Raw genomic sequence first — 22,634 nt, forward strand, 5'->3', positions numbered from 1 at the left:
CGTCTCCCTCAAGCGGTTCTGCGAAGTACCGTCAATGCTCGCGCTTTTACATCCAATGTTGTTCCGGCTTTGATCACGGTATCGCTCTCACCGGTGGGGACCGAGGTGTCGAGTACGACGGTCCACTCCGAGGCGTAGTCCGCGTTGGGGGTGGAGAATTCGAGATCTTCGTAGTGGGCGTTGAAGCAGAGAAGGAACGAATCTCCGGTGACGCGCTCGCCACGGTAGTTCGGTTCCGGGATCGCGTCACCGTTGAGAAAGACAGCCAACGACTTGCCGAAACCGCTGTCCCAGTCGGCCGGAGTCATCTCTTCGCCAGACGGCGTGAGCCAGGCGATGTCGCGACTCTGATCGCCGCTTCGAATAGGTCGCCCCTCGAAGAATCGACGACGCCGGAAGACCGGGTTCTTGGCGCGCAAGGCAATTGCGCGCTTGGTGAACTCGACGAGGTCGGCGTTGGTTTCCGCGAGAGTCCAATCCATCCATGACAGTTCCGAATCCTGGCAGTAAACGTTGTTGTTACCCTGCTGAGTTCGGCCCATCTCGTCGCCGTGAGCAAGCATCGGGGTGCCCTGGCTGAGCATCAGCGTAGCCAGTATGTTCCGGCTCTGACGGCCACGCAGTTCGAGGATTTCCGGGTCGTCGGTGGGGCCTTCGACTCCGCAGTTCCACGATCGGTTGTGCGATTCGCCGTCGTTGTTGTTCTCACCGTTGGCTTCGTTGTGCTTCTCGTTGTACGAGACGAGGTCGTGCAGGGTAAAACCGTCGTGAGCGATGACGAAGTTGATGCTCGCGCCAGGGCGACGTCCGGTGGCCTCGTAGAGATCAGAGGATCCGGTGAGACGGGAGGCGAACTCCCCCAGCGTTGCCGGCTCACCACGCCAGTAGTCGCGGACGGTGTCGCGGTATTTGCCGTTCCATTCGGTCCACAGGCCGGGGAAGTTGCCGACCTGGTAACCGCCTTCGCCGACGTCCCACGGTTCGGCGATCAGCTTCACCTGACTGACGATCGGATCCTGTTGCACGAGATCGAAGAAGGCCGAAAGGCGGTCCACGTCGTGCAGTTCACGGGCGAGTGTCGAGGCGAGGTCGAAGCGGAAACCGTCGACGTGCATCTCCGTGACCCAGTACCGCAGAGAGTCCATGATCAATTGCAGCGTATGCGGATGACGGGCGTTGAGGCTGTTGCCCGTTCCGGTGTAGTCCATGTAGTGCTCTTCGTCGCCGTCGACCAGGCGGTAGTAGGCGGCATTGTCGATTCCGCGGAAGCTGATGGTCGGCCCCATGTGATTGCCCTCGGCGGTGTGGTTGTAGACCACGTCGAGGATCACTTCGATACCCGCCTGGTGGAAGCTGCGCACCATGGCTTTGAATTCCGCTACGGCCGCATCGGGTTTCGTGGCCGAGGAGTAGTCGGTGTGTGGAGCGAGAAAGCCGAAGGTGTTGTAACCCCAGTAGTTTCGCAGACCTTGGTCGAGAAGCACCTGATCGTGCATGAACTGGTGGACCGGCATCAGTTCGATCGCCGTGACACCCAGATCGGTGAGGTGCTCGATGATCACCGGATGAGCGAGCCCCGCGTACGTGCCGCGCAATTCCTCCGGAACTCCGGGATGCGTCGCGGTCATACCCTTGACGTGCGCTTCGTAGATGACCGTCTCGTGATACGGACGCTTCGGCGAGTGGTCGGACGCCCAATCGAAGAACGGGTTGATGACGACGGTCGACATCGTATGGCCGAGCGAATCATGTTGGGGGAAAGGGATGGTGGCGGGTTCGTCGACGAGTGGTTCCGGCTCGAAGGGTTCGGGCTCGAGGATCTCGTCCGATTCCTGATCGCCCGTGGGCGAGTCGTCTTCGAGGCCCACCTCGTCCGATTCGGCTTCCGAACTCGTTTCGTCGATAGCCTCTTGCGGCTCCACGGCGGGAGCCTCTTGCGGCTCCACGGCGGGAGATTCGTCGTCTTCTGAAGGTTCGGGGTCCGCCGCCGATTCGACGTCGTACGAGAACAGCGAACGGTCTCCGTCGAAGTCTCCGTCGAACGCTTTTCCGTACGGGTCCAGCAGGAGCTTGCTCGGATCGCATCGCAGACCTGCAGCCGGATCGTACGGCCCGTGTACGCGGTAGCCGTATCGCTGGCCGGGGGATACCGACGGAAGGTACGCATGCCAGACGTAACCGTCGACCTCGTCCATCCGAATGCGGGTTTCGGTTCCGTCCTTGGCGATCAGGCACAGCTCGACGGCCTCGGCGACCTCGGAGAAGAGCGAGAAATTGGTCCCCGCGCCGTCGTAGGTGGCACCGAGTGGGTACGCACTGCCAGGCCATACCGGGATGGGAGTGGCTGAGGTCTCGCTCGGCGGTTGATCCATGAATCAGACCCTATCGGGTGCAGCCGATCGAATCTCGTCGACTGTCTACGGTGCCGATCACCGTTTCGCCTGGCTGCGGGCGGTTGCAAGCATTCCGGCTGTGATCTGTTCCACCTCTGCCTCCGAACACAGGTACGGAGGCATCGCGTATACGAGGTTGCGGAACGGCCGGAGCCAGACGCCGGCGTCGACGGCTGCATCGGTCGCGCTCTGCATGTCGACCGGCTGTTCGAGTTCGATCACTCCGATTCCGCCTTTGACGCGGACGTCGACGACCCCGGGAATTGTGACGGCTTCGGCGAGGCCTCGAGCGAGGCCACGTTCGAGGGTTGCGACGTCACGCCGCCAGTCCATCGCAAGCAGAAGTTCGGTCGACGCCACCGCGACGGCGCACGCGAGTGGATTGCCCATGAAGGTGGGGCCGTGCATCAGCCCGCCGCCCTCACCGGCAGTGATGGTCTCCGCGATCTCCGTGGTGCACAGCGTTGCCGCCAGACTCATGTACCCGCCGGTCAGTGCCTTGCCGACGCACATGACGTCGGGACTGACGCCGGCGTGATCGGCGGCGAACAGTTCTCCAGTGCGTCCGAATCCGGTCGCGATCTCGTCGAAGACCAGGAGGACTTGGTACTTGTCGCAGAGGTTACGCAGGTCGATCAGGTACGCGGGATCGTGGAAACGCATTCCGCCGGCGCCTTGGACCACCGGTTCCACGATCACCGCTGCGAGGTCCTCGTGATGCTCGGCCAAGAGCGATTCCAACTCCTGCACGTATTCGGGGAGATAGCCCGCCGGGGGAGCCTGCGCGAAGACCTGAGGGCGCAGGACGTCGGTCCAGAGAGTATGCATGCCGCCGTCGGGATCGCAGACGCTCATGGGGGTGAAGGTGTCACCGTGGTATCCGCCGCGCCAGGTCATCAAACGATTCTTCGACGGCTTTCCGAGGCTCCGCCAGTACTGCAGGCACATCTTCACTGCGACTTCGACGGCCACCGAACCGGAGTCGGAGAGGAACACCTTGTCGAGGTGAGGTGGTGTGATGTCGACGAGCAGTCGCCCGAGGCGAGCGGCGGGTTCGTGCGTCAGTCCGCCGAACATGACATGGCTCATCTTGCCGAGCTGCCGTGCGGCGGCGGTGTCGAGCACGGGATTGCGGTAGCCGTGAATGGCGGCCCACCACGAGCTCATCCCGTCGACCAATCGGCGGCCGTCGGAGAGCGTCAGGGTAGCCCCCTGCGCAGAGTCGACGATCAGCGGACGAGTCGACGCGGGAAACGATCCGTACGGATGCCAGAGGACATCGGCATCGATGGCGGAGACGTCATGGGGATCAAGTCCGGTTGTGAGCACGGATGCACCCTAACCATTGAGTTGAACGGTGTTCAAGTATGGTCGGAAAAGTGAACACCTCGCTGAATTGGCTGACGGCCGTCGAAGCGGACCGCAGGGCCGCCGGACTGCGTCGCGAACTCCGTCCTCGCACGGTCGACTCCCCGTTGATCGACCTGGCGTCGAACGATTACCTCGGACTCGTGCGGCACCCCGATGTGATCGAGGGTGCCGCGGCGGCTCTGCGCCGTTGGGGCGCGGGCGCCACGGGCTCGCGTCTGGTCACCGGCACCACCACCGAACACGAACTGCTCGAAGTCGAACTGGCCGAGTTCGTCGGGGCGGACTCCGGACTTGTCTTCTCCTCCGGTTACACAGCCAATCTCGGCGCGGTGACGGCGCTCTCGGGTCCAGGGTCGTTGATCGTCTCCGATGCGGGATCGCATGCCTCGCTGGTGGATGCCTGCCGCCTGTCACGTGCTCGGGTTGCCGTTGCTCCGCATTCGGACGTGGGCTTTCTCGCCGACACGTTGCGCAGCAGAGTGGAAGAGCGAGCGCTGGTCGTCACCGATTCGGTCTTCAGTGCCGACGGAGACCTCGCGCCACTGCGGCAGATGCATCAGGTGTGCCGCGAGTACGGGGCGATCCTGTTGGTCGACGAGGCGCATGGCATCGGTGTGCGCGGTGCCGGTGGACGTGGACTCGTCCACGAGTCGGGCCTGGCCGGTGAACCCGACGTCGTCGTGACGGCAACACTGTCCAAGTCGCTCGCCAGCCAGGGCGGAGTTGTGCTCGGTGACAACAAGATCCGCGCGCATCTCATCGACGCGGCAAGAACGTTCATCTTCGACACCGGGCTCGCACCGGCCGCCGTAGGCGCGGCCAGGGCTGCACTCGCCGTACTCCAGCGTGAGCCGACGCGAGCGCTCGACGTCCTGGCCCGGGCATCCGAGTTGGCGGACGTCACCGGTGCTCCGTCGCCTGAATCTGCTGTCGTCTCAGTCGTTCTCGGTGATCCGCAGCGGGCGTTCGATGCCGCGTCGGCGTGCCGGGATCAGGGGTTGCATGTCGGTTGCTTCCGCCCGCCGTCGGTTCCGGAAGGAACGTCACGGCTGCGTCTGACCGCACGAGCGACGCTGTCCGCATCCGAGATGGAGCAGATCGTTCTCGTACTGCGCGAAGTATTGGCCGGAGCCCGAGCATGAGCATTTTCCTGGTGACCGGAACGTCGACCGACGTCGGAAAAACAGTGGTGACAGCTGCATTGGCGTCGGTGGCCTTGCAGTCGGGCAAGTCGGTTGCAGTGCTCAAACCGGCCCAGACCGGCGTCGACGTGGACGGTGCGGGTGATCTGGCCGAGATCGAGCGTCTGACCGGCGGCGGCGTGACGCTGGTCGAGTTGGCGCGGTATCCCGAACCTTTGGCGCCGGATACTGCTGCCCGTCGAAGTGGTCTGCCGTTGTTGGCGCTCGACGAAGTAGTCCGAGTTGCTCGCGACCTGGACACCACCCACGACTTGACCCTGATCGAAGGCGCCGGCGGCTTGCTGGTCCGCTTGGGCGTCGACGGGTTCACCGCTCGCGATCTTGCCGCGGCTCTGGCGGTGCCAGTGGTGCTGGTGGTTGCGTCCGGCCTGGGCACGCTCAATCACACCGCACTGACCGTGGAAGCCCTACGTGCATCCGGCGTGGACTGCGCCGGGTTGGTGATCGGTTCGTGGCCGCAGGAACCGGACCTCGCCGAGAGATGCAATCGCGAGGATCTGGTTTCGGTCAGCGGTGTTCCCCTTCTCGGGGTAATGCCTGCCGGAAGTGGAGGCGCGAGTGTCCGAGAGTTTGCTCGCACCGCTTCGATCACGCTTGGTGAACTTCATTTGACCAACTGACGACGTAACATCCGATTTGTCCGCATCGATAGCCAAGGCACAGTGGGGCGCCTCGGGTTTCGACGTCCCTCGCGTACGATTCCGGTCGGTATATTTCGACGGGTGTCTTGCGGCGACCCTGCATCCGGGGCGCCTTGGTCACCGACAGTGGTTGTCGAATTGTGAGTAGGTCAGTCGAATGTAGGTGGTGAGCACGGTCGAAAAGTCGTTGTCGTCATCGGCCGTACGTCGCGCACTGCTTATCGGCGTAGTCGTCTTCGTCTCGTGCCTGGTCGGAATTCTGAGCCGTCTGCCGGGCACGCTTGCAGTCTTCTGGCCGGCCAACGCGCTGCTACTCGGGATCCTCTTTCGGTCGCCGCGTTCCGCCACACTGCTCACCTGGATCTGCGTCGTAGTCGGTTATGTCGGAGCCGACCTGATCACCGGTGGGGCATGGGAGTCCACGGTGTGGCTCAACGCGGCCAACATCGTCGGGGTTGCGAGCGGCTTCTACGCCTTTCGCTGGGTCGACAGTGAGGACCGTCGACTGACCAGTATTCAGTCCGTCGGCTATCTCGTGTCGATGACTGTCGCCGCCGCGTCGATGGCGGCGCTCGTGGGCGGTATCGCGAACCGCGTGCTGTTCGGCGGGCAGTGGTGGGACGGCTGGTTGCTCTGGTTCTCGAGTGAGTTCGTCAACTACATGACCATCGTCCCCTTGGTGCTGACATTCCCTTCGCTTCGACGAATGGATCGAGAACCGAAAGCTGTTGCCACGCTTGTGCGTCGATCATTCGTTCCGACGGCGCTGCTGGCCGTCTGCATCATCTTGGAGTGGGTGATAGGCGGTGCCGGAGCGATCGCGTTTGCCATGCCGGCGCTGGTGACTGCAGCCTTGCTCACCAATGTATTTGTCACGTCGGTGCTCACAGCTGTGTCAACTGCCTGGACGTTGGTACTGACGGCCGACGGCCATCTCGGATTGTCCAGCGAGGGCGTCTCGCCGGTCAGCGCGTCGGTCCAGATCGGATTGTCGCTGCTGGCGGTAGCGCCGATCGCGGTGGCCTGCGTGATCCTCGAGCGTCGCCGCGCGCTCGAGGCACTCACCCAGGCCGTCACCCACGACGATCTCACCGGTGCGTTGCGCCGGGACGAATTCTTGCGGCGAGGCGGCAGCGTGACGGGTGCGACCGATCCGCGTCGCCACTCTGGACGTCCGGTCAGCGTCCTGATGATGGATCTGGATCACTTCAAGATGGTGAACGACAACCTCGGTCATCGTGCCGGCGATACGGCGTTGGTGAGTTTTGCCGATCAGGTGCGGCGGCACCTCGATGACAAGCATCTCTTCGCCCGATTGGGCGGCGAGGAGTTCGTCGTACTGATGGCCGGTGTCGATCTCGAGGGTGCGACCGAAACAGCCGAGATGATTCGACGCGCGCAAGCGGAGAATTCGTCGGCAGTATTGGGTGAATTCGGGCCGACGGTCAGCATCGGTGTCGCGTGTTCACCCCACGGCGACGCAGACCTGACGCAATTGGTCGATTGCGCTGACGAGGCGTTGTATCGAGCGAAGAAGTTGGACCGCAATCGAACCGTGGCGCTCACGGTCGGTAGCTGAAGAAATACGTGCGGACCCGCAGTTTGTTGCGGGTCCGCACGTGGTGGTGGAGTCGACCGATTCAGAACAGATTGATCAGGGCAGGAACACTGAACAGCGCTACGTAGTAACCCATGAACAGAACTCCGCCGTGAATCTTGAACAGGCGCCCGAGAAGGCCACCGACCAGGCCGACCGTCACGGTGATCAGAAGCCCGAGGACGCCGCCCTCCCAGATGCTGATGACGACGACGAGTCCCGTGAACACCGCGATCACAGCTTCGTGACTGATGTGCTTGACCACCGCTGACGCAGCGCGGTACGCGTAGTTCATGGCAAACGGGTATGCGATGACCGTTGCCGTGACCACTGCGAGCAGTCCGTAGAGCAGGAACTCCCACTGCGTCAGGTACGTGGAGAGATTGTTGATCACTCCGGTTTCCTGATTGGTCTCGAACACCGGTGGAGCGTTGAACAGAGGGGCTGCGGGGCCTGCCGCGAGCGGGCTGAGCGGAAGGCCGAAAGCGACGAGTGGGATGAGGGTTTCCGCGATGTAGGTGGATTCCGTCGTACCGTTCTTCGCCGAGACCATTGTGGTCAGTCGGTGATAGCCGTTCTTGATCCGCGCACCTACCAGCTCACCCATCAGAACAGTCATGGCGACCGGGCTGAAGACGAATGTTGCGCTCGACACCGTGGAAGCGGCGGCGGTGTAACCGATCTGCTTGCGATCGAGGACCTTCAGAGGATTGGGGAAGTATCCCTTCCATCCTTTGATGTCCGGGGCCAATGCAACGGTTTTGGGTTCACTGCGTTCCATGTCCTTACGGCTCGACGGGCCCAAGGTCAATGCGAGGTCCGCGATCAGCGGCCCGACTGCGATCGCAAGGAAGTAGCTGATGTTCAGCGACACATCGTAATTCGACGTCAACGCGCGGGCGCCGAGGATCAAGATGACGAAGGGAACGAGGGCGACAACCCCGGCCCAGCGGCCTGGTGAGGCGTAGGCGATGCCGATGGCGGCGACCAGGAACAGCCACGGTGCTATCGACTGAACGGTGTCCGCGAACGGCGCGAGGATGGTCGCGAACAAAACGGCAACCGGCACAGCGACGAACGCCGAGATCACTGCTCCCGAGATCGCCTTGCGGAGTGCGATGTGCGGGATGCCGAGTGAGCGCATCATCTGCGCTTCCGGCAAGAGTGGAATCGCCATCGTGTCGCCGGGAATGCCCAGCAGCATCGTCGGCACCGCGTGCGTCATGTGTTTGGCGATCGCACCGGAGAGGAAGAACGTGAAGACCGCCGCCGGGGGAGCGCCGAGCAGAATCACGAGCAGAGTCAGCGGTGCGATCGTGGCGGTCTCGTCCGTGCCGGAGATCAATCCGATGAACGTGAACGCGACCGCACCGATGATGCCGAAGAGAACGGCAATCAGAATTTCGTTGGTCAGAACCGAACTCATGCGCGCCCACCGTCCTTCGGTGTGTTCGAGACCCGTGCGTGCTCGGCCTCGGCAGCGGCGAAGTGGTCGTACAGACCCAGCTCGCGAAGTTCCTGTCGGCTCTGCTCCGGAATGTCGGCGAGAGTGCCCAGACCCTGGCGCTGTTCACTCATCGTCGTGATGACACCGTCGATCGACTCCGCGTCGGCGGCGGCCAAGGCGACTATCCGCTTCGGCTTGATGAAGATTCCGCAGACCACGCCGGCGAGCAGGCAGGCCGCGATGCCGACCAGAAGGCTGTACGCCTGGGCCAACGACGGTTCGCTGACGACCCGTTCGAACAGTACCTGGGCCGCGAGAAGGGCCGAGGCGCCGACGACACTGCCGACTGCAACGGAGATCGCGAGGTGTCGACCGTTGACGGTGTCGCCCCAGACCTCGAGGTATGTCTGCTGCTCGGTCGGCTCGGTTGTGGTGGTCGGCGTCGTTGCCGGCTGCGGTGGTGACATCAGTCTTCTCCAGTGTCATGCATGGCGGGGTCGTACAGGGAGGGGCTTGCGAGATGAGGGGCTTGCGTTGCGGGTGTCAGGTGCGTGCTGCGCGGAGGGCGGTGACAACTCGGGACGGGCTCGAGTGGCCGATCTGTTCGGCCATCCAGCTGCTTGTATCGGTGAGCGAATCCAGGTCGATGCCGGTGTCGATCCCGAGGCCGTGGAGCATCCACACCAGATCCTCGGTGGCGAGATTTCCGGTCGCGCCCTTGGCATACGGGCACCGTCCGAGACCACCTGCGGAACTGTCGAATTCGGATACCCCAGCGGTCAACGACGCATAGACGTTCGACAGCGCCTGGCCGTAGGTGTCGTGAAAGTGCATGGCGATCTGCGATGTGGGGATGCCACGTTCTCGGAGGGCGCCGAGCAAAGCGAGCACATGGCCAGGTGTGCCGACGCCGATGGTGTCGCCGAGTGAGAGTGACGTGACACCGCTGTCGATCAGGGTCTTTGCGATGTCGGCGACACGCTCGACGGGCACGGAGCCTTCCCAGGGGTCGCCGAAGCACATGGAGATGTAGCCGCGGACGGGAAGTCCCAGGGCTCGGGCGGCCGTAGTGACCTCGGCAGCCGCGGCGATCGCGCCGTCCACCGTGGAATTGAGGTTGCGTTTCGCGAATTCCTTTGTGGCGCTGACGAATACTGCAACCTCGCTTGCTCCGGCGGCGACGGCCCGCTCGAGACCCTTGCGGTTCGGGACAAGAACGACCGTACGTACCGAGTCCGGCAGGTGCAGCCGACCCATCAATTCTTCCGCGTCCGCAAGTTGCGGGATCCATCGAGGTGAGACGAAACTCGTCAATTCGACAGTGCGGGAGCCGGCCGCGACCAGGCGTTCGATGAACTGGGCTTTCGTCTCGGTCGGGATCACCGCTGTTTCCGCTTGAAGTCCGTCGCGTGGCCCGACTTCGTAGATCCGGACCGAGGTCGGCAGCCCCGGCGCCGGCACTCGATGAGGCGCCGGCTTCCACACCGGTGATCCTGCAACTGTTTCGGTCATTGTCGTCAGTTTCCGCCGCGGATCTCGGCGAGAACCTTCTCGGCATGCTCGACGCGAATGCTCTTGTCCGCGATCAGGCGTGCCACCACGGCGTCGATCTCGTTCTTCTGCGCTCCGGCGGTGGCAGCGATGTTGCGGGCGTGCAGCCCCATGTGTCCGCGCTGGACACCCTCACTGGCCAGAACGCGGACCGCAGCCAGGTTCTGCGCCAGGCCGACTGCCAGGATGATGCCGGCGAGTTCCTCGGCGCTCTCGACGCCGAGCATCTTGATTGCGGCCTGCGCTACGGGGTGCACTTTGGTGGCCCCGCCGACGAGGCCGACCGGCATGGGCAGTTCGAGGGTGCCGACGATGTTTCCGTCGGCATTCTTCTCGAAATGCGAGAGCGACGAGTAGATTCCGTCGGCGTTGACTGCATGGGAGTGGCACCCGGCTTCGACTGCGCGCGTGTCATTTCCGGTCGCCAGCACCACGGCGCTGATGCCGTTCATGATGCCCTTGTTGTGCGTCGCGGCGCGGTAGGGATCCAGCTCCGCCAAGCGTGCGGCATGGATCAGGTTGTCCACAACCTCTGCGCCGCCGATCAATTCGGCATCGAACACGGCGCGAACGCGTGTCAGCCGCAGATCGGCCTTGTTGGTGAGGATGCGCAGGACGACGTGTCCGCCGCCGATCTCGGCCACTCGATCCGCGATTGCCTCGGCCATCGTGTTGACGGCGTTGGCGCCCATGGCATCTCGTACGTCGACGTGAAGGTGAAGGACGACGTAGGTGGCCTTGTCCGAAGAAACGATGCGTACCGAAATGTCCTTCACGCCACCGCCGACACTGACCAGCTTCGGGTCCTGTTCGTTGGCGAGTGCAATGATTTCTTCACGTGCCTCGAGGAGTCGGATACGGGCGGCTGCCGGATCCACGACGTCGACGAGTTGTATCTGGGCCTGCATGATCGGCGGGGTACTCGAGACGTGAAAGCCGCCGAGTCCGCGTGCGATGCGAGCAGCGTTGCTTGCGGCTGCGACCACCGACGGCTCCTCGGTGGCGAGCGGGATCAGGTAGTCCGTGCCGTTGATCGTGAAGTTGGTGGCCACGCCGACCGGGATGCCGATGACGCCGAGGACGTTCTCGACCATGCGATCGGCCTGGTCGATGGTGAGGCCGTCGGCGGCGTCGTAGACCGCGATGTCTGCCTCGGTCAGGTCGGTCTGGCGGACGATCTCGGCGCGTCGTGCGGCGACGTCGTAGGACCGGAAATCGGCGATGCGGCTGTTGATGGACCGGTTGTTCATAGACACGTGGGGTCGTCCTCCTGAAGTGGTTCTGTGCTCCGCTTCACAGTAGGGAGGTCGATGCTTGCCAGGCCACGTGCTCACGACACATCGATCGGTCGAAATTGTAGTGTCATGCACCATCGGCGCTGTCGTTGATGCCGCTTCCGGCCTCTTCGGTTCCCACGTCCCGAAGTTCGTCGAGCCTCGTCGCCATGGACACCCGGAAAAAGTTCTCGTCTTCCCGCCACGATTGACCGAGGAGCGTACGGATGCGGTCGAGACGCTGAACGACGGTGTTGGGTTGATAGTTGAGTGCGCGGGCAGCCTTGGTCGGGCTCCCGTCGTTGCGTACCAGGGCACGAAGGGTCGCGGTGAGATCGGTGTCCTTGTCGCGGTCGTACGCGAGTACCGGGCCGATTACTTCGTCGATGAACTGATGAAGTGATTCCGGATTTTCGCCGAACAGAACGGTGTACGGCAGATATGACGCCGTCGTGACCGCGCCGTCGGTCTTGCCCAATGCCGTGAGTAGGCGGGCCGTGCGCAGCGCCGAGGTGAAGCGCGCCGGGAGCTCTTCGGGGCGTTCCGCCGTCGCCGGCGCAATGACTACTGCGTGCGGTCCTACCGAACCGGTGATCTGACGGTGAATGACCGTCGCCGCGGCTGCCGGGTTTCCCGAGCGCGAGACCACCGCGATCAATCCGGCATGCTGCGCCGCCAACCCCGCTACCGGCAGAGACTGCCCGATTGCGCGGAGCGCGGCGGTGCGGAGTTCCGGAGCGACCGACACCACGAGGACGGTGTCCAGTTCGCCGAGGGAGATGCCGAGGTTTCGGGTCCTACGTTCGAGATCGCGCCTGCGCTCGGGCGCAGTGCTCAGCAAGTCGGCGACCAGTTCGTCACGTGCACGCCGGTCCGCTGCTGCTGCCGCCGAGTGTTGCAACACGAGGATGGCAGTGACCTGAGCTGCCCGTTCCACGGTCCGGAGTTCGACGGGGCCGATCGGCGCGTCCGAACGATTCAGCAAGATGGCCCCGAGGAACGATTCTCCGGCGGTGACGGCGCTGACGAGTTGGATCGCGGTCTCACTGTCATCGGCGACAAACGTGCATCGGCCGCTTCGGCGACTCTGGTCGATGGCCTCGGACACGGCGGGAGGAAGAGACAACGGCACCGTCGTGATCTGCTCGCCAGAGGATTTCACGAGAGGGCGTAGCTCACTGTCGACGACGACGGTGCTGCGCTCGAGCGAGCTGCTGAGAGTTCGTGCAACCTGGGCGTAGCCACCGCCGCGGAGAACGGCGTGGATCAGATCCTGGTGGACGATGTTCGATTTGTCCCGCGCGGACACGTGCTCGCGCAGCTCGTCGAGTGCTCGCCCGGTCTCGGCGGCGGATTCCTCGGCGCGGTCCAGCGCCCGTGCGGTTTGCAGGACTACCGAGGCGTGATCAGCCAGCGCAGAGAGCAGGGCGATCTGATCTGCGGTAAATCGCCGTTCCCGGCGGTCGGCGGCAAACAGGACTCCGAGGATCTGGCCGTCGGAGAGCATCGGCACGCCGAGAATCGCCACCAGACCCTCGGCGACGATCGCGGCATCGACCACTTCGTCATGGCGCGACTGCGTGTAGTCGCTGTAGTTCTGAACCCATTGGGCTGCTCGAGATTCGGCAATCGCGCTGACCAGTCCCGCGCCGGCAGGAACTTGCAGATGCTGGAGTTCCGGCGAGACCGCGCCGGCCGTCTTTCGAACATTCAGGTCACGAGTGATCACGTCGAACTCGGACAGGTACGTGACGTCGGTGCCCATGATGTCGTGTGCGCGGTTGACCAGCCTCTGCAGCAGTGTGTCCACGTCGCGAACCTGCGCGAGCTCACGTGCACTCGAATAGAGAACCGCCAATTCGTTCTCGCGACGGCGAAGTCGCCGAAATTCCGACCGACTGGCCCGGATGAGGGCCGCGGTCTCCGCGACCTCCGTTGCGCCAAAGCCGAATTCGGCAAGTACCTGTTCGACATGTTCGTCGCCGACTGAATCGGACGTCACGTCGAACAGCGCGGCAATCACGTTGGGCGCTGAGTCGGAGTCTGAATCAGGGGCGGTCACACCGAACAAACTACAGACCGGTGGATCCACCGAATTCGTCGAGCGGTGTGGATATGTGATTGTTGTTTGTTTCCAATGCATTCCGAGTCGTGCTCGTGTCTCCCGTTTCTCGTCTCAGTCTGTTCACGTCCTTCTCGAGCGCGCTGACTTCTGTCTCGAGGGCACTGATTTTGCGGTTCAACGCTTGGATGCTCGCCATGCAGACGCCGTTCGCGTCGACGGCGGAGATCCGGCGGGCGTTGGATCCCAAGCCGAAAATCGCCGCAAAGTCTTGCGCCATCGGACCCAGGTGACGGACCGACTTGTGGTCGAATCCGTAACTCCACGTACTTATTCGGAGTGCCGTCAACCGGTCGAGCACGTCCTGCGCACTCGTCGGAACATCTACGCCGGTATGCACGCCACGTCGATGCGCGGCCCGTGCGAACACCCACTGCGCGGGGTGTCGCATCGCGGCGTTCACCCGAATACCGACCCGAGTGCCCAAAAATTCAGTGCGCTCGCCCTCGTCAGGCGGTGAGTTCACGTCGTGCGGTTTTGACGGTCTTGTCGCTCAGCAGAATTCCCGCTCCTGCGCCGAGCAGTCCGAGGCCGATTCCGACAGCGGCGCTGCCGAGGCCCAAAGCAATTCCCAACATGATTCCTCCAAAAATTGTGCGGTGAATTGAGGGGCCAGGTGTCCGACGAAAGTGCTGCCGACCTGCTCCGCGCTCATCTTTCACATTGCTCCGCCGTGCGGGCGATGACAACCCGTCTGGACCGAATTTCTCGTGGAAAACACAGGCGTGCAACACTGGGTGAAGAACTGCTGAGTCATCGGCGTCTTGTCGGCGCCGTACGGGCGGCAGTAATTGAGTAGCCATCGACCGATCTCTAACGCAGGTTTATCTGCGCGCGGCAACGATGACCAGGCAAAAGGGTGGCATGTGAACGAATCGAGCAGTGGCTTGTTTTCCGACCTCAGCGCGTCGGAGCCCGTTGTCGACGCGAAAAGCGCCGAGCAACTGGCTGCCGAGCGTGAAACTGCGGCAGCAGAACGCTCCAACACCGACACCGCTGAACAGCGGCAGTCGCAGCTGTTCAGCGGTTAAGCGCGTCAGGACTCCTTGATCACCGACAGAACATTGCCGGCGGGATCGGTGAACCACGCGATGTCGGGGCCGTTGCCACGCATGATGCCTCGCTCATCCTGGGGGAATCCGTCGTATTTGAGAAACTCCACGCCACGTGCGGTCAGTTGGTCGACGGTTGTGTCGATGTCGTCGACGACGAAGTTGAGAATCGTGTAGGTCGCCGCTTCGTGATTCGGCTTCGGATAAACGAGGATCTCGGTTCCGCCGGCAAGATGTAGGCGAATCAGTCCCATGTCTCCGTCGGTTACCTTCAACCCGAGTGTTTCGCCGTAGAACTTCTTTGCAGAGTCGATGTCTGTCACCGAAAATCCGCTGAATGCTTTCGTGTCTGTAAGCATGACTATCTCCGTTCCCAGCGGTTGCCGGACTAGGTGGTTTGGGAATCCGTCATTCCGGATTCCATCTCGGCCCTGGCTTCCTCGCTGAACTCGATGATCTGAACGTAGTTTCCGTCGGGGTCGATCGCAGTGGCGAACAAACTGCCCCCGCGGTCTTCGAGTGGAGCGTGCCAGTTTCCGCCGAGCGTATCGATGCGCTGTGCGATCGACCGGGCGTCGTCGGTTTCGACGTTGAGGAACATGCGACCCGGCTGGGGGTTGGTCTCGCCGACGTCGTCGCGTCTGTCGAGCATCACGTAGAAACCGTTGAAGTCGAGCACGTCGTAGCCGGGTTCGCCGGGAGTCCGGTCGACCTTCGGGGCGAACGCCTCGGCGTACCAGTCGCGCAAGCGTTCGGGGTCGGTGCTCGAGAGCAAAATGCTGCTGATGCTGGATCCGGACATGGGTCCTCCTGCTGTCGGTCGTTACTGTCGTCGGCAATCGAGGCTCTGGCCACGTCACCTCCCAGATACAGACTTCCCGCAGCGGCGAAACTCATCGCGGCTCAGGTGTGTTCCGACACCAAGATCGCTGTCGTCCCTGGTTCGAGCGCCCGAAAGATGTGCTCCTCGTCGCCGGGATAAGCAAGATAATCGCCCGGTCCGAGTTCGATCGGATTTGCAGTGGGCCCGACCTCCGCCCGTCCGGTGCCGATCACGACGTGTTCGGTGGTGCCGCGTGCATGCGGAGTGGAAATACGCGGCTCGCCCGGTTCGGCGACTATCCGATACAGATCGCGTCGTGCGTTCGGTGGGCTCGGCGCCAAGAGCGTCGCGATGTACGACGCGTTTGCCGACGCAATCGCGGGACCTTCTCCGGCTCGAATCAACTGAACGGTCTGTGCCTGAGAGTCGACGAGTCGTGAGAACGGCACACCCAATGCGTTTCCGAGTGCCCACAGAGTTTCGAGGCTCGGATTTCCGAGTCCGGATTCGAGTTGGGAGAGTGTGGACTTGGCTATATCGGCGCGCCGGGCGACCTCCGAAAGGCTCAAGCCTGCTCGGGCACGTTCGCGTTTGAGTGCGACGGCGACCAGTTTCTGAGGAGTCTCCGCTGTATCCGTTTCATTACTGGGCATTGTTCGATTCTCCGATCGATCGTTCTACTTGACGAACGGTGTCACTTCGTTCAACATAGAATACATGCGTTCTTTATGGCGAACAGTTGATCGAGACACGGTTCGGGTGAGCGTGCTGATCTGTCTCTCCGTGGCCATCGTCGGTGTGTCCTACGGTGTGACGGCAGGATCGGCTGGATTCTCGTTGTGGCAGCTTTTGGCGTTGGCTGTACTCGTTCTGGGAGCGTCTTCGGAGTTCTTGTTCATCGGAATCATCGCGGCCGGAGGCGGCACCGTCGCTGCAGTTGTAGCCGGCTTGCTGATCAACTCCCGAAACTTCGCCTACGGATTGGCAGCGGGATCTTTTCTCGGCGAGGCTCGCCACACGGATTCAGGCTGGTGCAGGGGCTCGGGCTGGCGCAAGTTGGTCGGCGCGCACCTGGTCAACGACGAAAGCGTCGCGGTTGCCATGGCGCAGGGCTCGGTGAAGCAGAAGCGTGCGGCCTTCTGGTTCTGTGGGATCGGGATCGCGGTGTCGTGGCCGATCGGAGCTCTCCTGGGCGGGCTGCTCGGCAGTCTCGTCCAAGATCCGGCCGCGTTGGGATTGGATGCCGCTTTCCCGGTTGTCATTCTGGCCCTTGTTCTGCCCGCGTTGAGGGAAAAGGTGACATTGCTTGCCGCTGTGATCGGTGCAGCGGTTGCAGTGGCCACGTCACCGTTCCTGCCGTCGGGTACCGCTCCGCTCGTAGCGCTGCTGAGTATCGCGGTGACGATACCGTTCCGGGAGAAGGTTCGATGAATGCTGCATCGGTCTGGATCGGCATTGTCGTGTTCGCTTGCGGCTCTTACGCTTTGCGGGCAAGTGGTGTTCTGCTCCGAGCTCGGGTGACGCTCTCCGGCTTCGCCGAGAAGACCCTCGATCGTGCTGTCGTGGTGCTGCTGCTCGCAGTGGTTGTGACATCGACGGTCTTCACCGGACATGACGTTGCGGGTCCGGCGCGGATGCTCGGCGTGGTGGCCGGAGGTATCTGCGCCTGGTTCAAGGCCCCGTTGGTGGTCGTGGTGATTGTCGCGGCCGGCACTACTGCATTGCTGCGACTGTCAGGAGTGTCGTAGAGCCGATTCGATGGGCGTTGAATCGGGGATCGAATTCAGGCGAGTGCGAATGCCGTCGATGAAGAGGTCCAGGCCGAACTGGAATCGCACTGTCGGATCGCCGTCGAGGAGGTCCTCGTCGGAACCGCCGCCGATGACCTCGGGGGAGTCGGGGGAGATGGGAGCCCGGGTGAGTGCCCCCATCTCTTCCATCTGCGCTCGGGACTGCTCGTCGACGGTGTGGCCGAGTACGTAATACAGCAGGGCATACGCCGCGAGTTGGGCGTGCTCGCGTGAGAGACCGGATTCTTGCCCGGCTTGTACGAAATGCTCGCGCACCTTGCTGTTCGTCATCCGCGAGGCGAAGGTGGCGCTGACCAACTCGGCGCCGTCGCGGTGCGCCAGTAGGGCGGACCGAAGTCTGTGTGCCAGTTCGGAATACGCTTCTTGCCACGTGTCTGCGTCGACGGGGGCGTCGAGGTCTTCGAGGATCTTGTCGACGACCGCGCCCAGCAAGGTCTGTTTGTTCGGGAAGTGCCAGTAGAGGGCGCCGGGTTGGACACCTAGTGAGGTTGCGAGCCTGCGCATCGTGAGGTCGGCAAGTCCGAACTCGTCGAGTATCGCCATGGCGCCGTCCAGCACGTCGCCCCGTCGCAACTGCACTTGTTGTTCCCCTCGTTTCGTCCCGCTGTGGACCGCTCGCAATCGGATGTCGATCGGATGTCGATCGGACCCGCCTTTGACAGTATTCCACCACGTCTCTAACGTGAACACCGTTCAACTTGTACGGTGTTCAATTTTGTTGGTTTCGAAGGAGACGTCTGTGACCCCGCCCCCGATTAGCACGGCCCCTGCGACGGTCGACATCCTCGACCAGGCGCGCGAGCAAGTTCTCGAAAGAGGAGTTGGCCTGACCGAAAGCCAGGTGCTCGACGTACTCCGACTCGACGACGACAGGCTCGAAGACCTGCTGGCTCTCGCCCACGATGTGCGTATGAAGTGGTGTGGACCGGAGGTCGAGGTCGAGGGCATCATCAGCCTGAAGACGGGCGGCTGCCCTGAGGACTGCCATTTCTGCTCGCAGTCCGGACTCTTCCAGTCGCCGGTTCGCGCGGCGTGGTTGGACATCCCGAGCTTGGTGGAAGCTGCCAAGCAGACTGCGAAGTCGGGCGCTACCGAGTTCTGCATCGTGGCCGCCGTCCGCGGACCCGACGCCCGGTTGCTCGCTCAGGTTGCCGCAGGCATCGAGGCGATCCGCAACGAGGTCGACATCCAGATCGCCTGCTCGCTCGGCATGCTCACCCAGGAGCAGGTCGACCAACTGGCCGCCATGGGTGTGCACCGGTACAACCACAACTTGGAAACTTCGAAGTCGCATTTCCCGAACGTCGTGACCACGCACTCGTGGGAAGAGCGGTGGAACACGCTTCGGATGGTTCGTGAAGCAGGCATGGAAGTGTGCTGCGGCGGAATCCTCGGCATGGGTGAATCGCTGGAGCAGCGCGCAGAATTCGCGGCCAACCTGGCTGAACTGGAGCCGGACGAGGTCCCGCTCAACTTCCTCAACCCGCGTCCGGGTACGCCGTTCGGTGATCTGGACGTGCTGCCCGCCAGCGAGGCGCTCAAGTCCGTGGCCGCTTTCCGTCTCGCGCTGCCTCGCACGATCTTGCGCTTCGCAGGTGGACGCGAGATCACTCTCGGCGACCTGGGTGCCAAGCAGGGCATCCTCGGCGGAATCAACGCCGTGATCGTCGGCAACTATCTGACGACCCTCGGACGTCCCGCCGAGAAGGATCTGGATTTGTTGGTGGATCTGCAGATGCCGATCAAAGCACTGAACGACACTCTGTGAGCACTCCGGTGACCGAGGAGCGGTACAACCCGTTCACCGGGCGTCGGATCGTCGACGGCGTCGACGATCCGACGCCGACTGCGGCGTCGATGGGGCTCGAGCCTCCTCGCTTCTGCGAGCCGTGCGGGCGCCGCATGATCGTTCAGGTCAGCCCTGACGGATGGTGGGCGAAATGCTCCCGACACGGTGTCGTCGACTCGATCGACGTCGCCCGCAGGTAGCGTCACTCTGTGTGATCTCTCTTCGGCAGATTCGTCTGCGCACCGCGATCGTGATCGCCGCAACCATTGCGGGCGTGAGCGTGCTCGTCGGTGTGCTGTGGGCGTTCTTGGCTCCGGCCGAGCACCTGTTGGTGGTGTCCGAGGGGCGCGGCGTCGCGTTGACGGGTGAGAGCCTTCATCAGTTCGACGCGAGCGCCGTGTTCATCTGGCTGGCACTGATCGTCGGTGTGCTGTCGGCGGTGGCGGCCTGGTTGGCACGCCTGAGTCGAGGTCCTTATGCCCTGGGCGGGTTGATAGTCGGTTCAGTGGCAGGTACCGGACTGATGGCACTCGTGGGTTCGGGCGTGACAAAACTGCGTTTCCCCACGGCCGACAATCCGGCGGTCGGGGAGATCATTGCGCGGGCCCCGAACGTCGGAACTTTGCTCGTGCTTCTGTTTCAGCCGCTCGCGGCGTGCGTCGTGACATTGGTTCTTGCAGTGCTCAATCCGTACGACGACCTCGGGGTGGGGGACCACCCGGAATCCGGGGATCCGGAATCTGGGGATCCGGCCACCGACACCGAACAGACCGAAGTCGAGAGCCAGCCGAAACTTCCGTAACTGTTGCGTCGCTAGGCCGGCGAGGTCGACGAGCGCTTGGTTTCGGCTTTCATTCGCACGTCACCCAACAGTCGCCCGGAAATCAGCGCGCCCAACCGGCGGGTTGCGAAGCGAGTGCTGATCGAGGACACCCAGTTCGGCAGTCCCGATACGACGGTCGGCGGCGCGTAGCGTCGATCCAGTGCTCGGAAAGCGGTGTCCACCACCTGAGTTGCCGTCTGCATTCGCCCGACCGCCGCGTCTTCGGAGCCGACTACGTCGAAGAACTCGGTGCGCGTCGGACCGGGGCACACCGCCAATACAGTCAATCCGCTGCCGCGAGCTTCGGCCCAGAGTGCTTCGGTGAAGTTGAGTACGAACGCCTTGGACGCGCCGTAGACGGCCATGCCCGGTGTCGGCTGGAACGACGCTGTGCTGGCGATGTTGACCAGTGCTCCGCGGCCGGTGAGAAGGTCGGGCAGGAATGTGTGTGTCAGCTCGACCAGCGTGGCGATGTTGAGCTGAATCTCGGACGTGACGCGCTCGAGATCTTCGTCCACGAATGCCCCGTGTGTTCCGAATCCGGCGTTGTTGATCAGCGAGTCGACGGTGATGCCACGGTTTGTCAGCTCCTGGTGCAGCGATGCACCGACGCCGGGTGCGGCCAGGTCGGCGGGCAGGACTGTCACGATGATGCCGTGGGCGCCACGGAGTTCGGTGGCGAGTGCCTCGAGGCGGTCGGCCCGCCTGGCGACCAGAACCAGGTTTGCGCCGCGAGCGGCAAAGCGATGAGCGAATTCCACTCCGAGCCCAGCGCTGGCTCCGGTGATGAGGATGGTGGTTCCGGCTACGTCGATGGCCATGGTGGCTCCTTCGGTTCGGGTGATCCCAAATGTAGGCACTGACACCATAGTTGTCAATGACAACATTTTGATATGGTGCCACCATGCCCGCCCACGAACAGCCGTATCATCACGGCAGCCTGCGACAGGAACTCCTGGCGTCGGCCGAAGCAACACTCGAACGAGATGGCGTCGACAAGTTGTCGCTGAGGCAACTCGCGCGTGAGGCGGGCGTGAGCCACGCGGCTCCGGGCAAGCACTTTCGTGATCGCCAGGCTTTGCTCGATGCCTTGGCCCAAAGTGGATTCCATCGGATGACCGGTGAGCTCGAGCGGGCAGTCGCGGATGCTCCACCGACCGCGAGGGCCCGGTTCTCCTCGCTCGCCAATGTCTACGTGGATTTTGCGCTGGAGCATCCGGGCCTGCTCTCTCTGATGTACAGCAACAAGCATGCGCCGGGCGCCGCCGAAACTGTCGTCAACGCGTGGCACGCGACGATGGACCTGACCGTCCGGCTCGTTTCGGAAGCTCAGGCCGCAGGTGACATTGCCGCCGGTGATCCGGAAAGTATTGCGCTGGTTGCCTTTGCGACGTTCCACGGCGTCGCGACGCTTGCTGCGGGCGGAATGTTGGGCGACGTGCCGGTGGGCGAGGTGGTGAACGCGGCCTCGACGGTCTTCTGGGCGGGCCTTTCCAGGGCTGTCTGAGGTGGGGCGCGCAATTCCCCAGAGTTCTCACAGAACCAGCACAAGGGAAGCACAAGATTGCGGACTTACATAGGAGTCAAGAAGTTTGATTCCGAGTGGAGGTTCGGCAATGAGTGATTCAGAGATCGCCCCCAACAGGGGAGTTGTACTTGTCACGGACATCGGATTCGAGCACGGTGCGCGCACGGCCGCCGAGTTTCTCGACGCTGGTTGGAGCGTGGCAGTCACGGCGCGGACGGTCACCGAATTGGTTCGCGTCATGGCGGGAAAACCTGCCCATCGCTTCTTTGCGATTGTCGCCGATCCGACGGATCGTTGGCAGGCCGATCGGATTCTCGATCGGGTGACTACTCGGTTCGGTGTAATCAACCGGGTCATCGATCCGGCCGGCGCCGTGACCTCGGTGTGGTTGCAGCGCGGAAGTCTCGAAGCTGTTGCCTGACAGTGCGATCGGTGTCAGCTTGGCGGCCGTAGTGCGGGGAATTCGTCGGTGACCCGCAAGGTGGAGTCGGTGAAACGGTACAGGGCGGGTGGACGTCCACCCGACTTGCCGGACGGTGCGGTGTTGCCGGTGGGAGTCAGAACGCCTCGACGCCCCAGCACGCGTTGCAAGTTGGTGGCATCGACCTGGTAACCGAGGGCAGCGCAGTAGATTTCGCGCAGCGTCGACATCGCGAACTCTTCCGGGGCCAGCCCGAATGCGATGTTGGTGTACGAGAGTTTCGCGGCGAGTCGATTGCGTGCGTGCCGTACGACGGTTCCGTGGTCGAACGACATCTCCGGCAACTTCGAAACGGGGTGCCAGGCCGTGTCCGGTGGCAGTTGTGGGTCGGCGCTGAGGGGAACGAGTCCGAGGAAGGTCGACGCGATGCGGCGCGGACCCGGCACGCGCTGTGGATCACTGAAGACGGAGAGCTGTTCGAGGTGGGCGACCTTTCGTAGGTCGACCTTCTCGGCGAGGAGTCGTCGAGCGGAGGTCGTCAGGTCCTCGTCGTCGCGCAAAGTGCCCCCGGGCAGGGACCACGTGCCCTTCTGTGGGTTGAGTGCACGCTGCCACAGCAGCACGGCCAACTCTTCACGCCCTTGCGGGCAGTGATCGCCGTCACCTGCGGCGATGCTTGCGGGGAAGGTGCGAACTTGGAACACCGCTGCAAGCACTTCGTGGGTGGTGTTACTATTGGGCACGTTTTCGATCCTAAGTCGAAAACCTCGAATACGGAAATCCGGGCCA

Annotated in this window: 26 protein-coding genes; 11 read left to right on the forward strand and 15 right to left on the reverse strand. The window is 62.9% G+C overall.

Annotated elements, in window-relative coordinates; genetic code table 11:
* Positions 1 to 8 precede the first annotated feature (8 nt).
* Together glgX and QRN54_RS18685 are read right to left on the reverse strand one after the other, a co-directional pair.
* Positions 9 to 2,372: a glycogen debranching protein GlgX gene (gene glgX, locus QRN54_RS18680; RefSeq protein WP_285182774.1), complete on the reverse strand. Its 2,364-nt coding sequence runs from the start codon at positions 2,370 to 2,372 to the stop codon at positions 9 to 11.
* A 57-nt stretch (positions 2,373 to 2,429) separates the two neighbouring features.
* On the reverse strand, positions 2,430 to 3,722 hold the full coding sequence (locus QRN54_RS18685) for an adenosylmethionine--8-amino-7-oxononanoate transaminase (protein WP_285182775.1): 1,293 nt from the start codon (positions 3,720 to 3,722) through the stop codon (positions 2,430 to 2,432).
* Positions 3,723 to 3,760: 38 nt separating this feature from the next.
* Between QRN54_RS18685 and QRN54_RS18690 the strand changes: the two genes are divergently transcribed.
* The 3 genes from QRN54_RS18690 (at position 3,761) to QRN54_RS18700 (ending at position 7,186) form a co-directional block, all read left to right on the forward strand.
* Positions 3,761 to 4,906: an 8-amino-7-oxononanoate synthase gene (locus QRN54_RS18690; protein WP_285182776.1), complete on the forward strand. Its 1,146-nt coding sequence runs from the start codon at positions 3,761 to 3,763 to the stop codon at positions 4,904 to 4,906.
* A complete protein-coding gene (gene bioD, locus QRN54_RS18695; RefSeq protein ID WP_007733117.1) occupies positions 4,903 to 5,586 on the forward strand; it encodes a dethiobiotin synthase in 684 nt (227 codons plus the stop codon). The genes QRN54_RS18690 and bioD overlap by 4 nt, the downstream gene beginning before the upstream one ends.
* A gap of 187 nt (positions 5,587 to 5,773) precedes the next feature.
* Positions 5,774 to 7,186 carry a GGDEF domain-containing protein gene (locus QRN54_RS18700; protein WP_285182777.1) on the forward strand — a complete coding sequence of 471 codons (1,413 nt, stop codon included), beginning with the start codon at positions 5,774 to 5,776 and terminating at the stop codon, positions 7,184 to 7,186.
* 61 nt (positions 7,187 to 7,247) lie between these two features.
* Here QRN54_RS18700 and QRN54_RS18705 read toward each other — a convergent pair whose 3' ends face one another.
* From QRN54_RS18705 to QRN54_RS18735, 7 genes are all read right to left on the reverse strand, one after another.
* Complete coding sequence (locus QRN54_RS18705; protein WP_047270124.1) at positions 7,248 to 8,630, reverse strand: tripartite tricarboxylate transporter permease; 1,383 nt, start codon at positions 8,628 to 8,630, stop codon at positions 7,248 to 7,250.
* Complete coding sequence (locus QRN54_RS18710) at positions 8,627 to 9,118, reverse strand: hypothetical protein (RefSeq protein WP_042925110.1); 492 nt, start codon at positions 9,116 to 9,118, stop codon at positions 8,627 to 8,629. The genes QRN54_RS18705 and QRN54_RS18710 overlap by 4 nt, the downstream gene beginning before the upstream one ends.
* Positions 9,119 to 9,194: 76 nt before the next feature.
* Positions 9,195 to 10,163, reverse strand: a complete 969-nt coding sequence (locus QRN54_RS18715; RefSeq protein ID WP_080712772.1) for a hydroxymethylglutaryl-CoA lyase — start codon at positions 10,161 to 10,163, stop codon at positions 9,195 to 9,197.
* 5 nt (positions 10,164 to 10,168) lie between these two features.
* Entirely contained in the window at positions 10,169 to 11,452 is a 1,284-nt protein-coding gene (locus tag QRN54_RS18720; RefSeq protein ID WP_042925108.1) for a hydroxymethylglutaryl-CoA reductase, degradative, read from the reverse strand.
* Between the two features lie 112 nt (positions 11,453 to 11,564).
* Positions 11,565 to 13,538, reverse strand: coding sequence for a helix-turn-helix domain-containing protein (locus QRN54_RS18725; protein ID WP_285182778.1), 1,974 nt, complete (start codon positions 13,536 to 13,538; stop codon positions 11,565 to 11,567).
* Positions 13,539 to 13,548: 10 nt separating this feature from the next.
* A complete protein-coding gene (locus tag QRN54_RS18730; protein WP_030537101.1) occupies positions 13,549 to 14,064 on the reverse strand; it encodes a tail fiber domain-containing protein in 516 nt (171 codons plus the stop codon).
* A complete protein-coding gene (locus QRN54_RS18735) occupies positions 14,048 to 14,176 on the reverse strand; it encodes a hypothetical protein (protein WP_003941742.1) in 129 nt (42 codons plus the stop codon). The genes QRN54_RS18730 and QRN54_RS18735 overlap by 17 nt, the downstream gene beginning before the upstream one ends.
* A gap of 288 nt (positions 14,177 to 14,464) precedes the next feature.
* Here QRN54_RS18735 and QRN54_RS18740 point away from each other — a divergent pair, with 288 nt between their 5' ends.
* Positions 14,465 to 14,629, forward strand: a complete 165-nt coding sequence (locus tag QRN54_RS18740) for a hypothetical protein (protein WP_003941708.1) — start codon at positions 14,465 to 14,467, stop codon at positions 14,627 to 14,629.
* A gap of 5 nt (positions 14,630 to 14,634) precedes the next feature.
* On the opposite strand, the gene QRN54_RS18745 is transcribed toward QRN54_RS18740, so the two are convergent.
* From QRN54_RS18745 to QRN54_RS18755, 3 genes are all read right to left on the reverse strand, one after another.
* Positions 14,635 to 15,009 carry a VOC family protein gene (locus QRN54_RS18745; RefSeq protein WP_007733101.1) on the reverse strand — a complete coding sequence of 125 codons (375 nt, stop codon included), beginning with the start codon at positions 15,007 to 15,009 and terminating at the stop codon, positions 14,635 to 14,637.
* Between the two features lie 29 nt (positions 15,010 to 15,038).
* Positions 15,039 to 15,452, reverse strand: coding sequence for a VOC family protein (locus QRN54_RS18750; RefSeq protein WP_007733099.1), 414 nt, complete (start codon positions 15,450 to 15,452; stop codon positions 15,039 to 15,041).
* Between the two features lie 101 nt (positions 15,453 to 15,553).
* The gene (locus QRN54_RS18755; protein WP_285182779.1) at positions 15,554 to 16,126 is read right to left on the reverse strand and encodes a helix-turn-helix domain-containing protein; all 573 of its coding nucleotides are present in this window, start codon (positions 16,124 to 16,126) and stop codon (positions 15,554 to 15,556) included.
* Positions 16,127 to 16,190: 64 nt separating this feature from the next.
* On the opposite strand from QRN54_RS18755, the gene QRN54_RS18760 reads away from it, so the two are divergent.
* Both QRN54_RS18760 and QRN54_RS18765 read left to right on the forward strand, forming a co-directional pair.
* Entirely contained in the window at positions 16,191 to 16,904 is a 714-nt protein-coding gene (locus QRN54_RS18760) for an AzlC family ABC transporter permease (RefSeq protein ID WP_285182780.1), read from the forward strand.
* Positions 16,901 to 17,221: an AzlD domain-containing protein gene (locus tag QRN54_RS18765; protein ID WP_285182781.1), complete on the forward strand. Its 321-nt coding sequence runs from the start codon at positions 16,901 to 16,903 to the stop codon at positions 17,219 to 17,221. Before QRN54_RS18760 ends, QRN54_RS18765 begins: the two co-directional genes overlap by 4 nt.
* On the opposite strand, the gene QRN54_RS18770 is transcribed toward QRN54_RS18765, so the two are convergent.
* Positions 17,207 to 17,863: a TetR/AcrR family transcriptional regulator C-terminal domain-containing protein gene (locus QRN54_RS18770; RefSeq protein WP_007733086.1), complete on the reverse strand. Its 657-nt coding sequence runs from the start codon at positions 17,861 to 17,863 to the stop codon at positions 17,207 to 17,209. The two genes, QRN54_RS18765 and QRN54_RS18770, sit on opposite strands and share 15 nt — an antisense overlap.
* 175 nt (positions 17,864 to 18,038) lie before the next feature.
* Between QRN54_RS18770 and bioB the strand changes: the two genes are divergently transcribed.
* The 3 genes from bioB to QRN54_RS18785 are packed head-to-tail and all read left to right on the forward strand — an operon-like array spanning position 18,039 to position 19,875.
* Positions 18,039 to 19,052, forward strand: coding sequence for a biotin synthase BioB (gene bioB, locus QRN54_RS18775; protein WP_024487821.1), 1,014 nt, complete (start codon positions 18,039 to 18,041; stop codon positions 19,050 to 19,052).
* Positions 19,049 to 19,273 carry a biotin synthase auxiliary protein BsaP gene (gene bsaP / locus QRN54_RS18780; protein ID WP_285182782.1) on the forward strand — a complete coding sequence of 75 codons (225 nt, stop codon included), beginning with the start codon at positions 19,049 to 19,051 and terminating at the stop codon, positions 19,271 to 19,273. Before bioB ends, bsaP begins: the two co-directional genes overlap by 4 nt.
* 11 nt (positions 19,274 to 19,284) lie before the next feature.
* The gene (locus QRN54_RS18785) at positions 19,285 to 19,875 is read left to right on the forward strand and encodes a DUF2567 domain-containing protein (RefSeq protein WP_285182783.1); all 591 of its coding nucleotides are present in this window, start codon (positions 19,285 to 19,287) and stop codon (positions 19,873 to 19,875) included.
* An 11-nt stretch (positions 19,876 to 19,886) separates the two neighbouring features.
* On the opposite strand, the gene QRN54_RS18790 is transcribed toward QRN54_RS18785, so the two are convergent.
* Positions 19,887 to 20,717, reverse strand: coding sequence for an SDR family NAD(P)-dependent oxidoreductase (locus tag QRN54_RS18790; RefSeq protein WP_285182784.1), 831 nt, complete (start codon positions 20,715 to 20,717; stop codon positions 19,887 to 19,889).
* An 83-nt stretch (positions 20,718 to 20,800) separates the two neighbouring features.
* On the opposite strand from QRN54_RS18790, the gene QRN54_RS18795 reads away from it, so the two are divergent.
* Together QRN54_RS18795 and QRN54_RS18800 are read left to right on the forward strand one after the other, a co-directional pair.
* The gene (locus QRN54_RS18795; RefSeq protein ID WP_285182785.1) at positions 20,801 to 21,403 is read left to right on the forward strand and encodes a TetR/AcrR family transcriptional regulator; all 603 of its coding nucleotides are present in this window, start codon (positions 20,801 to 20,803) and stop codon (positions 21,401 to 21,403) included.
* Positions 21,404 to 21,512: 109 nt separating this feature from the next.
* The gene (locus QRN54_RS18800; RefSeq protein ID WP_064689179.1) at positions 21,513 to 21,845 is read left to right on the forward strand and encodes a Rossmann-fold NAD(P)-binding domain-containing protein; all 333 of its coding nucleotides are present in this window, start codon (positions 21,513 to 21,515) and stop codon (positions 21,843 to 21,845) included.
* Positions 21,846 to 21,859: 14 nt separating this feature from the next.
* Here the strand turns inward: QRN54_RS18800 and QRN54_RS18805 are convergent, their stop codons facing one another.
* Positions 21,860 to 22,588 carry an NUDIX hydrolase gene (locus QRN54_RS18805; protein WP_285182786.1) on the reverse strand — a complete coding sequence of 243 codons (729 nt, stop codon included), beginning with the start codon at positions 22,586 to 22,588 and terminating at the stop codon, positions 21,860 to 21,862.
* Positions 22,589 to 22,634 lie beyond the last annotated feature (46 nt).

Origin of the sequence: Rhodococcus sp. MEB032 (assembly GCF_030208925.1) — a bacterium.
GTDB classification, from domain to species: domain Bacteria; phylum Actinomycetota; class Actinomycetes; order Mycobacteriales; family Mycobacteriaceae; genus Rhodococcus_F; species Rhodococcus_F qingshengii.